The sequence below is a fragment of the Rathayibacter sp. AY1H3 genome (assembly GCF_002932015.1).
Window position 1 is genome coordinate 1 of record NZ_PSUU01000005.1, and the last position, 11,710, is coordinate 11,710.

The window sequence follows — 11,710 nt, forward strand, 5'->3', positions numbered from 1 at the left end:
ACGCGATGGCCGACTGGCTGTTCGAGCACGCCTACGACGTCGCCCACGTCGACGTGCGGCCCGCAGAGGGCGTGCCCGAGAAGCCCTACCCGGTCCTCGCGGCGACGGCTGCGGGCGATCAGGAGCGAGCCGAGGCCGAGGGCGACAGCACCTCCCGAGAGCAGCAGCCAGGAGCCGGTCTCCACTCCGGTGGAGGGGAGGCCGCCGGGGCCGGTCGGTGCGGTGATCGGCGCGGCCGTGGCGGTCGGTCCGGCCGTCGGCACGACGGTGGGCTCCGGGGTCGGCGTGGGCTCCGGGGTCGACGTGGGCTCGGGGGTCGACGTGGGCTCGGGGCTCACGGTCGGCTCGGGCGTCGCGGTGGGCTCGGGCGTCGCCGTCGGCTCGGGCGTCGCCGTGGGCTCGGGAGTCGCGGTCGGCTCCGGCGAGCCGGTCGGCTCCGGCGTCGGCGTGGGCTCCGGGGTCCCCGGCAGCTCGACGGCGGCGCCCTCCGGCGCCACGGCGAGCAGCGCCCGGGCGACGTCGCTGAACGCTCCGACCGGGTGGTTGCGGAACACCGGCGAGGTGCCGAAGAGGAAGCCCTCGGTGCCCGACTCCGTCGAGAACGAGACGGCCGAGGCCTGCCCGGCCGCGTCGCTCCGGGACTGACCCTCGGAGTCGACCCAGTGCCCGGCGACGAACGTGCCGTCCTCCGAGTAGCTCTGCTCGACCGCGACCGACTCGTCGAACCCGGCGAACCACAGTGCCGGCGAGACGAACGCGGTGTCCTGCGGGTAGTCGCCCAGGACTCCGCCGGCGGGCGTCTCGACCGAGACGATGCCGTTGGAGCCGCTGGTGCCGGTCTGCGCGGTCAGCTCGGCCAGGCCGAAGTCGGACACGAAGGCCGCTCCAGCGCCACCGCGGCCGACGACGTCGCCGCCCGCCGCGAGGAACTCCTCGACCACGGTGCGGCCCGCGGCCTGCTCCGGGGTGAAGGAGAGGGCGCGTCCTACGTAGAGCACGTCGGCACCCTCGAGGGTCGCGGTGCCCGCGGTGAGCGCGGCCGCGTCGACGGCGACCGCATCGGCGAAGCCGAGCTTGGCCAGCGCGTCGCGGTCCTCGTTCGTGCCGGAGTAGGCGACGCGGAGGGCGTCGAGCGCCTTCCCGTCCTCGGCGCGCACGCGGTCGGCGGTGGTCGCCGTGAAGTCGACGCCGAAGACGGCGGCGGCTCCCTCGGCGGCCGCGAGCCCGGCGGCGTCGGCACGCAGGGCGATGGTGCCGTCCTCGAACTGCTCGAGAGCGACGCCGTCGGCCAGCAGCGCGTTGACGGCCTGGTACTCCAGGACGCCGCGCGGCTCGAAGGCGAGGTAGTCGGCGCCTGCCGGGACGGAGCCGACCGGAGCCACGGCGGTCACCGGCTCCAGGCCGACGGCCGGGAGGGCGTCGGTGGTGGAGCCGATCGCCTGCACGTCGGCGCCCCAGAGGAGCGAGAGGCTCCAGGCCGAGACGTCGTACATCTCGGGCACGCGGCTCGAGATGTCGCTGCCGTCGGCGAGGAGGACGTTGGCGAGGCCGCGGACCGACTGGTGCATGTCGACCAGGTAGGTGCCCGCGGGGTAGGAGACTCCTCCGACGCTCGTGGCGGCCGTGGTCCGCGACACCTCGACGCCGTGGGCGAGCAGCTGCGCGACGAGGGTCTCTGCGTCCGAGACGGAGCGCTGCGTGCCGTCGACGGGGATGACGTAGGCGCGCGGGTACTCGGTCGTGTAGACGTCGGTCTCGTCCCAGATCTCGGTCCACTCGGTCGGCACGCCCGCGGGCAGGTCGGCCGCGGAGACGTCGGCGGGGATCTCGATGGCGGGGGCGCCGGTGACGCCGCGCTCGAAGATGGCGACCTGGTTGCTCAGGAGCGCGTCGCGGTTGGCCTCGATGTAGTCGACGGAGGCGTCCATGACGATCCCGGCGACCTCGACGTCGATGTCCGCGTTGGCCTGGCCCTGGGCGATCTCCTCCGGAGTGCTGTTGGCCGTGCGGCCGAGCGGAAGCTCCACCGTGTTGGTGATCGCGCCCTGGAAGGCGACGTACTGCGGGGCGAAGATGGGGGGCCAGTCGTCCCAGCCCGCGCGGATGTCGCGGTAGGGGATGAGGATCTTCCCGGTGTTGTCCGTCGTGGCGCTGCCGTCCTCGGCGAGGTAGGTGTTGCCGGGCACGTCGGCCTCGACGACGCGGCGCTCGATCTCCAGCGCGGTCGCGTACGCGTGCGGGAGGAAGAGGTCGTACTCGTAGTTCTCGCCGTGCGGCGGGCCGCAGGGCTCGACCTGGAGGATCCCGGTGTAGCCGTGGATGTCGATGAAGTACGTGGGCTGGAGGACGCTCGAGAGGTCGCGGATCACGGCCGCCTCGCTGGTGGCTCCGGTGATCATGTCGCGGTTCGGGTCGTAGCCCGCGGCGACGGCGCGCTGGCCGAGGGCGCGGCCGTCGGGGTTGTTGGTGACGGTGAAGTAGAGGCGGTTGCCCTCGAGCAGCGCCTCGGTCTCCGCGTCCTCGGCGGTGGCGACGCCCTCGATGTACTCGAGGATCGCGTCGCTGCCCTCCCACTCGTTGCCGTGGATGTTGCCGTTGAACCAGACCGGCACCTTGTAGCCGTCCAGCAGCTCGGCGTCGGCGGCCGCGGCGGCGGGCTCATACTTGAGCCGGTCGCGCCACTCGGCCTGCTGAGCCGTCTCGGCCTCGGTCTCGGGGGCGGTGACGGTGACCAGGTAGATGTCGCGGCCGAGGCCGGACTTCCCGACCACCTGGGTCGAGACCCGGTCGGAGCGGGCGGCGAGCGCGTTCAGCTGAGGCGCGATGGCGTCGTAGGGGGTGACTCCGCGCAGGAGCGAGGCGTCGGTCGGGTCGACGGGCACCTCGGTCAGCGGGGTCTGCTGCGGGTAGCTGGTCGGCACCGCGATCGGAGCGGACGGCGGACGCACGATGTCCACGCGGGTGTAGTCGGCGGGTGCTGCGGTCGTGGCGGTCGCCGGCGGGGCGACCAGGAGGCCGCCGGCGGCGAGCGCGAGCGCGGCGCATCCGGAGGCGAGGGCGGTTCGAGATCTCAAGCGGAGTTCTTCCCTTGTCGAGGCGTGACGGAACGGATCGGGCCCCCGTCGGCGTCTGGATCTCCGAATCGGATGTGAACCCTCTCAGGAAGATAGAGGCTCCATGTTTCCGTCACGTGTCGGCCGGGTCAGCTCCGCGAGATGCCTCTTCGGTACGCCTGGCCCGGCGACTCGAGTACCCGAGTGGCATCCGGCGGAAGGAGGAGGGAGGGCCCGGTCAGAGGAAGAGGGAGAGGACGAGCGTGGCGCCGAGCGCGAGGACGGAGGCGAGGGAGACGCCGACGGTCACGGACTTGAGGGCGCCGCGGACCGACTGGCCGAGGAAGCTCTGCAGCAGCCAGAAGGTGTTCGAGGTGACGTGGATGCAGAACAGCGCGCCGGAGCCCGCGGCGAGTGCGATCAGCAGCGGGTCGAGGCCGAGTGTCGCGGCGACCGGCGCGACGACTCCGGCCGCCGTGATCGCCGAGAGGGTGACCGAGCCGACCGCGATGTGCAGCACGGCCGCCATCACCCAGACGAGCAGCAGCGGCGCGGTCGCCGAGGTCGAGAAGTAGCCCTTCAGGATCTCGCCGAGGTCGCCCTGCGCGATCACCGCGGCGAGCGCCCCGCCGACGCCGGTGAGCAGGAAGATCTGCCCACCGTCCTGGAAGCCCTTGGCGACCGCCTTCTCCATCCGCGCGGTTCCCACGGTGGACCGGCCGACCACTCCGGTGCCGATCACGGCGAGGAGGAGCGCGATGACGGGGTTCCCGAGGAACTGCAGCACCGGCAGCTCGACCCCGGAGACGGTGAGCACCGCCTGCGCGGCGATGAGCAGGAGGGCGAGGAGCATGGGCGCGAAGAGGAGCAGGAGCGGGCGCTCGCGGGCGGCGTGGGCGTCCTGCGCTCCGGCGGGACCCGCCGCGTCCTCGACGGACGAGCCGGACGAGCCGCCCGATGCCGCTCCGGCTCCGCTCGAGGACGCCCCGCCGCTCCCCCGCGCTCCGAACGACGGCAGCCGTCCGCCGTCCGCGGCGGGCGACGCCCCCACCGTCGCGAGCCCGGTCGTGTCGTCGCGCACGACCAGCTGCTCGTCGCGCGCCGGGTCCCAGAAGCCGAGGCGGAACGCGAGCGACATCAGCAGGATCGTGACCACGACCGTCGGCGCCACCACCGCGAATCCGCCGAGCATCATCACGCCCAGCGGCACTCCGAGCAGCCCCGCGAGCGCGACCGCGGCGAAGCCGGGCACCATCATCACGATGCCCGTCTCGAGCCCGACGGCGAAGGTCACGGCGACGATGCCGGTGCCGGCGCGCCCCAGCCGCGGCGCGATCCGGCGCGCGAGCGGGGCCGCGATCACGATCAGCGCGTCGACGAAGATCGTCTGCAGGTAAGTGGCGAAGGAGAGGCCCAGCGCGTAGGGGATCCCGCGGCGGCCGAAGACGCGCAGCAGGCCCTCGACGAGCCGGACGACGGCGCCCATCTCGTTGAGCATCGCGCCGATGAGCACGCCCCAGCCGATCAGGAGGCCCGCCTCCATCATCACCTCGCCGAAGCCGGTGGTCATCGTGGAGACGGTGTCGACGGGGCCGAGCCCGGTGAGCAGGCCGATCGCGGCGGCTCCGACGGCCAGCGCCAGCACCGGGTTGAACCGGAAGCGCACGATCGCGACGACCACCACGACGATCACGAGGGCGACGACGCCCAGGGTGTACCACTCGGGCATGACGTCCTCCTCCGCCCGCGACTGCGCGTGCCGTCACACCCTAGGGGACCGCCGCGCACCCCCTCGCCCCCGCCGGGCACGGGGCCCTAGCGTGGACGCATGGCACTGACGCTCCCCGAGCCCCGACTCCCCTCCCTCCTCGACTCCCCCGTCCTGCGCTGGGGGGTGATCGCGCCCGGCTCGATCGCCGGCTCGTTCGTCGAGGCGCTGCAGAAGCACACCCGGCAGCGCGTGGTCTCGGTGGGCTCCCGCTCGCTGGAGCGCGCGGAGCGGTTCGCGAGCCGGTTCGGGATCGAGCGGGCCTCGGCCGGCTACGAGGCCGTGGTCGAGGATCCTGAGGTCGACGTGGTCTACATCGCCTCGCCGCACTCGGAGCACGCCCGCCAGGCGCTGCTCGCCATCGCCGCGGGCAAGCACATCCTGGTCGAGAAGCCGTTCGCGCCGACCCCGGGCGAGGCCGAGATGATCGTGCACGCCGCGCGCGACGCCGGAGTCTTCGCGATGGAGGCGATGTGGATGCGCTACCTGCCGCACATGGACGTCGTGCGGCAGCTGCTCGCCGACGGGGCGGTCGGCGCGCCCGCCGTCGTCTCGGCCGACTTCGGCGCCGCCTTCGACTTCGACCCCTCCAGCCGCATCTTCGACCCGGCGCTCGCGGGCGGCGGCCTGCTGGACGTCGGCGTCTACGCCTCCTCCTTCGTCTCGATGGTGGCGGGCACCCCGCAGAGCACCGTCGTCGCCGGCAGCATGACCTCGACCGGCGTCGACGCGACCGCGACGATCGTCGGCAGCCACGCGCACGGGGTGCAGTCGGTGGCCACCTCGACCGTGCTGGCCGACACCCGCCACGCGGCGAGCGTCGCGGGGCGGGCGGGGCGGATCGACGTGCACCCGTCGTTCTGGACGCCGGGCGGCGTGACGCTCACCCGCGGCTCCGAGAGCGGGTCGTGGATCGACGAGACGCCGCTCCAGGGCGGCGAGGGCCTCGCCTGGGAGGCGCTGCACGTCGCGCAGTACGTGACGGAGGGGCGCACCGAGTCGCCGCTGCACCCGCTCGACGAGGTGGTCGCCGTGGTGCGGACCCTCGACGACGCGCGCCGCCGGCTGGGCGTCTCGGTGTAGGGCGGGCGGCGGGAGACCGCCGCCCCGGCCCTCAGCCCGCCGGCAGCTCGACGCGGAAGCTCGTGCGCCCCTGCTCGGACGCGACGAGGACGCGCCCGCCGTGGGCGTCGACGACCGCCGCCACGATCGCCAGGCCCAGCCCCGTCGATCCGGTCGTGCGCGCTCGGGAGGAGTCGCCGCGGGCGAAGCGCTCGAACAGCACCGGCACCAGCTCCGGCGCGATGCCCGGGCCGGAATCGGTGACCGTCACGACCGCGATCGGCCGCCCCTCCGACACCTCCTCGGCGAGCGCCGCCACGACCCGGGTGCCGGGGGGCGTGTGCACGGTCGCGTTCCGCAGCAGATTGGCGACCACCTGGTGCAGCCGGAAGCCGTCGCCGCGGATCTCGATCGGCTCCTCGGGGAGCTCGAGGTCCCACTCGTGGTCGGGGCCCGCGGCGTGCGCGTCCGAGAGCGCCTCGATCACGAGCAGCGTCAGGTCGACGGGCTCCTTCTCGAGGTCGCGGCCCTCGTCGAGGCGGGCGAGCAGGAGGAGGTCCTCGACCAGCGAGGTCATCCGGGTGGCGGCGGACTCGATCCGATCGAGGGAGTAGGCGGCCGACTCCGGCAGCTCGGTCCCGCCGCGCCGGGGCAGCTCCGCGTAGCCGCGGATCGCCGCGAGGGGGGTCCGCAGCTCGTGCGAGGCGTCGGCGACGAACTGCCGCACCTTGTCCTCGCTCGCCTGCCGCGACTCCAGAGCACCGGTGACGTGGTCGAGCATGCGGTTGAAGGCGGCGCCGACGCGGCCGACCTCGGTGCGGGTGTCGGCGTCCTCCTCCGGGACCCGCTCGACCAGCTCGACGGCGCCGCGGTCCAGCGGCAGCTCGGCCACGCGGGTCGCCGTCGCCTCCACCCGCTCCAGGGGCCGCAGGGCCACGCGGATGATCGCGGTGGCGACGAGGGCGACCAGCAGCATCGCCAGCAGCACCACCACGACGACCACCCAGGTGAGGGAGGCGAGCGTCTCGGCGACCTCGCCCAGGGGGACGCCGACGACGACGACGGAGCCCTCGACCGCCGCCGCGCGCACGCGGTAGGTCCCGAGGCTCCCGGGCAGCTCGATGGTCGCCTCCTCGCCCCCTGCGGCGACGGCCGCCGCGAGCACCGAGTCGGCCGGGTCCGAGAACTGCCGGCAGACCCCGTCGGCGTCGACGTAGGCGCCGATGAAGGAGCCGTCCGAGCCCTGGACGGCGGTGATGGTGCTGAGGTTCTGGCTCGGGCCGCCGCCGAAGGATCCGCTCGGGCAGGTCGTGGCCTGCTCGATCGCGCTCGACCCGCCGAAGCGGCTCGGCCCGTCGAAGTCCTGGAGGCGCGTGACCGACTGGCTGAGCGACGCGTCCGTGCTGCCGTAGAGGATCGAGCGGGCGGAGAGCACGCTGACCGCTCCCACGACGCCCGCCGTCACCGCGACGAGCGCGACCACGGCGACGACCATCCGCCGCCGCAGAGTCCACGGCGCGCGCCGTCCGCGGCGGGAGCCGCGGAGGGCAGAGCGGGTCGCGAAGTCGCCGAGCGACGGGCGGCCGGTGCGGCTCACTGGTCGGCGGGCTTCAGGAGGTAGCCGGCGCCGCGCACGGTGTGGATCATCGGCGAGCGGCCGGCGTCGATCTTCTTGCGCAGGTACGAGATATAGATCTCGACCACGCTCGACTTGCCGCCGAAGTCGTACGACCAGACCCGGTCGAGGATCTGGGCCTTGCTGAGCACGCGGCGCGGATTGCGCATCAGGAAGCGCAGCAGCTCGAACTCGGTGGCGGTCAGCTCGATCTCGTCGCCGCCCCGGCGGACCTCGTGGCTGTCCTCGTTCAGCACCAGGTCCCCCACGACGACCTCGGGGTCGTCCGCGTCGTTGGCGAGCAGGGTGCTGCGGCGGATGAGGCCGCGCATCCGGGCGACCAGCTCCTCGAGGGAGAAGGGCTTGGTGACGTAGTCGTCGCCGCCGGCGGTGAGCCCGGCGATCCGGTCGTCGAGCGCGTCCTTCGCGGTGAGGAAGAGGACCGGGGTCTCGCTGCCGTCCGCGCGGACCCGCTGCAGGACCTGGAGGCCGTCGATGTCGGGGAGCATCACGTCGAGCACGATCACGTCCGGTCGGAACTCGCGGGTGATCGTGATCGCGGCGCGGCCCTCGGCGGCGGTGCGCACCTCCCAGCCCTCGTAGCGCAGCGCCATCTGGAGCAGGTCGGTGAGGGTGCTCTCGTCGTCGACGACGAGGACGCGGATCGGCGTCCCGTCGGCCCGCTTCAGGCGGGTGCGCTGCGCGGGGGCGAGGTGCTTCGAGGGGGCCGGGGTGCTCATGACTCCAGTATCGGGAGTTCCCTATGGATCGGCTATGACCGGCCGATGCCGTCGCTGTGCGCTCCCGATGCGTCCTCCGCGGGATCGGCGTCGAGCTCCTCCGGAGCGATCGCCGCGGTGCGCGCATAGCCGCGGACCCGCCGGTCGATGAAGGTCGCCACCCAGAGCAGGACGCCGATCACGAGCAGCACCCCCGCGATGCCGTACTGGGCGGTGTCGCGTCCCGAGGTGATCGGCAGCACCAGGTAGACGCAGGCGATCGTGCCCAGCACCGGCAGCACGGTGGGGGTCCGGAAGTGACGGTGCTCGACCGGCTGCCGCCGCAGCACCAGCACGGAGACGTTGACGACGGCGAAGACCGCCAGCAGGAGGAGCGACGTGGTCCCGCCCAGGAGCACCGCGATGGGGTCGGAGGGGTCGCGCGACACGTAGGCGGTGAGGAGCAGGGCGATCACCGTCGTGAAGAGGATCGCGGCCCACGGCGTGCGCCGTCCGCGCAGCACGTTCTGCAGGAACGGCGGCAGCACGCCCTGGCGGCTCATCCCGTAGAGCAGGCGGCTGGCCATCATCATGTTGATCAGCGCGCTGTTGGCCACGGCGAAGAGCGAGATGAAGGGCAGGAGCGTCGAGATCGGGAAGTCGGGCGCCGCGGCCTCGACGACCGTGACGAGCGGAGTGTCGTTGCCGGCCAGCTCCCCCACGGGGACGATCGCGACGGCGAGCGTGGATACGAGCACGTAGACCACGGCGGTGATGCCGAGACCCGTGAGCATCACGCGCGGGAAGATGCGGCTGGGCTCCTTCGTCTCCTCCGCCATGTTCACGGAGTCCTCGAATCCGACCATCGCGAAGAACGCCAGCGAGGTCGCGGTGCTCACCGCGAGCAGCAGCGACTTGTCCTCCGGCGCCTCGAACGCGACCACCCGCGAGAAGTCGGCCTGCCCGCCGAACACCGCGAAGAAGCACACGAAGATCACCAGCAGCAGGCCCGAGAGCTCGATCAGGGTGAGCACCACGTTCAGCCCGACGCTCTCGGCGACACCGCGCAGGTTCACCAGGGCGATGCAGACCATGAACACCAGCGCGATGCTCAGCCGCGTCCCCGCGCCGTCCCCGAGCCCGAAGCCGATCGCGAAGTTGCTCGCGAAGGCGCCCGAGGCGGCGGAGGCCGAGGTGATCCCGCTCGCCATCACGGTGAAGCAGACGAGGAACGTGACGAAGTGGATCCCGAACGCCTTGTGCGCGTAGAGCGCGGCGCCCGCCGCCTGCGGGTACTTCGTCACCAGCTCCAGGTAGGAGCAGGCGGTGAGCGTGGCGACGACGAACGCGATCACGAAGGGGAGCCACGCGGCCCCGCCCACCTCGGCCGCGACCTGCCCGGTGAGGGCGTAGATCCCGGTCCCGAGGATGTCGCCGACCACGAACAGCAGCAGCAGCTTGGGGCCGAGCACCCGCTTGAGCTCGGGCGGGGCGGACGTCTCTCTCGTGGCGGTCATCGTCGGCCCCTCCCGTTGCGGATGAGCGCGAGCCTACGACCGCGGGCACCGCCCCGGGAAGAGCGGGCGCCCGGGGAGCAGGAGCTGACGACACCCACCACTCCGCTGTCGCGCCGTGCGCAGCGCAGCCTCCACCTCGCCGGCGGGAGGCTGCGCGAGGCCGGCTGACCGGATGCTGCCACGGCCGGAGCCTGTCCGGACGTCCCGTGGGCCCCCGACCCTCCGCCCCGCGCGGAGCCGGGGGTCCGCCGCATGTCCGGATGCTGCCGTGCCCGGATGCTGATCTGGTGCCGCCGACGGGCCTCCGCGAGGCTCTGAGGAACACGACGAGAGGACGCACCATGACCGCCACTGCACCCGCCGCCACCCCGCACCTCGGCCCCGTCGCCGCCGGAGGCGCCCTCGCCTGGGCCGCGCTGGCCGCGCTGCTCCTGCTCGGGGAGCCGCACCCCGCGGCTGTCCTCGTGCTCGTGCTCGCGGCCGCCGCCGCGACCTCGCTGAGCGTCGTCGCCGTCGCCCGCCGGCAGCCCCCCGCCCGCCGCACCGGCGTCGTGATCGGTCTCCTCGCCCCCCTCCTCGCGAACGCCGGTCTCACTCCGCTCGCCGCGCTGGTCGGCCCGGCCGTGTTCGGAGCGGTGGCGCTGGTCCTCGCCGGTGAGCTCGCCGTCGTCGCGGTTCTCGCGCGGCGGCGCTGAGTGCGCGCCTCCTACACTCGGGAGGGTCGGGAGAACGGGGGGCCGCCGGTGCTGAGCGAGAACGCGATCGCGCTGTACCTGCACGCGTCCGTGCGCGGAGACTGGTCGCTCGAGAGCGCGTCGGACGAGCTCGGCGTCACCGTCGACGGCCTCCGCGAGGCGCGCGACGAGCTGATCGGGCTCCGGCTGCTCGCTCCGCTGCACGCGGGGGCGGAGTCGCTCGCCACGGCCGCGCCGGACATCGCCCTGGCCGAGCTGATCGCCGACGACGAGCGGCGCCTCCTTGAGCTGCAGACCGGGATCACCCGCCGCCGCAGCGAGCTGATGGCCCTCGTCCCCGCCTACCGGAGCGCCCGCAGCGCCCTCGCCGCCGCGGAGCAGGTGGAGGTGATCGAGGACCCGGCGACCGTCCTCCGGCTGCTCCTCGACCTGCAGCGCGGAGCCTCGGAGGAGGTGCTGATCGCCGCTCCCGGCACCAGCAGCGTGGAGCGGCACGAGGCGAGCGACGCCGTCGACCGCGAGCTGCTCGGGCGCGGCATCGCGAGGCGGACGCTGTACCACGACCGCCGCCGCGACAACGCGGCTCTCCGGCGCTCGGTCGCGGAGCTCGAGCCGCTGGGCGCGCGGTTCCGGACCCTCCCGACGCTGCCCTTCCGGCTGGTGGTCTTCGACCGCTCCCTCGCGATCGTCGCCCGCTCCCGCGACGAGGACGACCGCGCCGCCCTGGTCGTCCGCTCCCCCGAGCTCGCGGCGACCCTGGCGCGCGTGTTCGACGCGGCGTGGGAGTTCGCAGCGCCCCTGCACGCGGCAGGTGCCGAGGAGGAGCCCTCCCTCTCCGCGGTGCAGCGGTCGATCCTGCAGGGCCTCGCCGCCGGGCTCACCGACGAGGCGCTCGCGGCACGGCTGGACCTCAGCGTGCGCACCTGCCGTCGGCACATCGCCGGTCTCTTCGAGCTGCTCGGCGCCGAGAGCCGCTTCCAGGCGGGCGTGCTCGCGGCCCGGCGGGGCTGGCTGCCGGTCCGACCGCGCTGAAGCCGGCCGTCGGCGAGCTCAGCGCCGCGGAGCCGCAGTGTCGGAACGGGGTGTCCGCTAGCGGACACGTCCTCTTCCGGCTCTTGTCCCGGCACTCTCCCAGGTCGAACATGGGGACCGCCGCCGACATCCCCGATGACGGGCGGCCTCCGCACCGCGACCCCGTACCCGACGGGACCGCGGCCCCGACGCCCGCGCCGTACCCGACGGACCGCGGCGCATCAGCGACCTGAGCCGAACGCGCGCACA

8 protein-coding genes are annotated in these 11,710 nt (G+C 73.6%); 3 read left to right on the plus strand and 5 right to left on the minus strand.

The annotated features are described in order from the left end of the window. The coding region (locus C5C33_RS03500; RefSeq protein WP_104260435.1) for a M14 family metallopeptidase at positions 1-3,074 on the minus strand (3,074 nt) is incomplete at its 3' end. Between the two features lie 217 nt (positions 3,075-3,291). Next, positions 3,292-4,782, minus strand: coding sequence for a GntP family permease (locus C5C33_RS03505; protein ID WP_104260436.1), 1,491 nt, complete (start codon positions 4,780-4,782; stop codon positions 3,292-3,294). Positions 4,783-4,881: 99 nt separating this feature from the next. Here C5C33_RS03505 and C5C33_RS03510 point away from each other — a divergent pair, with 99 nt between their 5' ends. After that, positions 4,882-5,904 carry a Gfo/Idh/MocA family protein gene (locus tag C5C33_RS03510; RefSeq protein WP_104223651.1) on the plus strand — a complete coding sequence of 341 codons (1,023 nt, stop codon included), beginning with the start codon at positions 4,882-4,884 and terminating at the stop codon, positions 5,902-5,904. Between the two features lie 31 nt (positions 5,905-5,935). On the opposite strand, the gene C5C33_RS03515 is transcribed toward C5C33_RS03510, so the two are convergent. The 3 genes from C5C33_RS03515 to C5C33_RS03525 are packed head-to-tail and all read right to left on the minus strand — an operon-like array spanning position 5,936 to position 9,734. Continuing rightward, positions 5,936-7,480, minus strand: a complete 1,545-nt coding sequence (locus C5C33_RS03515) for a cell wall metabolism sensor histidine kinase WalK (protein WP_219814935.1) — start codon at positions 7,478-7,480, stop codon at positions 5,936-5,938. Beyond that, positions 7,477-8,238, minus strand: a complete 762-nt coding sequence (locus C5C33_RS03520) for a response regulator transcription factor (RefSeq protein ID WP_104223650.1) — start codon at positions 8,236-8,238, stop codon at positions 7,477-7,479. Before C5C33_RS03520 ends, C5C33_RS03515 begins: the two co-directional genes overlap by 4 nt. 32 nt (positions 8,239-8,270) lie before the next feature. Then, complete coding sequence (locus C5C33_RS03525) at positions 8,271-9,734, minus strand: APC family permease (RefSeq protein ID WP_104227060.1); 1,464 nt, start codon at positions 9,732-9,734, stop codon at positions 8,271-8,273. 341 nt (positions 9,735-10,075) lie between these two features. On the opposite strand from C5C33_RS03525, the gene C5C33_RS03530 reads away from it, so the two are divergent. Further along, positions 10,076-10,429 carry a hypothetical protein gene (locus C5C33_RS03530; protein WP_104247765.1) on the plus strand — a complete coding sequence of 118 codons (354 nt, stop codon included), beginning with the start codon at positions 10,076-10,078 and terminating at the stop codon, positions 10,427-10,429. A gap of 48 nt (positions 10,430-10,477) precedes the next feature. Continuing rightward, positions 10,478-11,461 (plus strand): LuxR C-terminal-related transcriptional regulator, encoded by a 984-nt coding sequence (locus tag C5C33_RS03535; protein ID WP_104247766.1) that lies wholly within the window; start codon positions 10,478-10,480, stop codon positions 11,459-11,461. Positions 11,462-11,710: the final 249 nt, after the last annotated feature.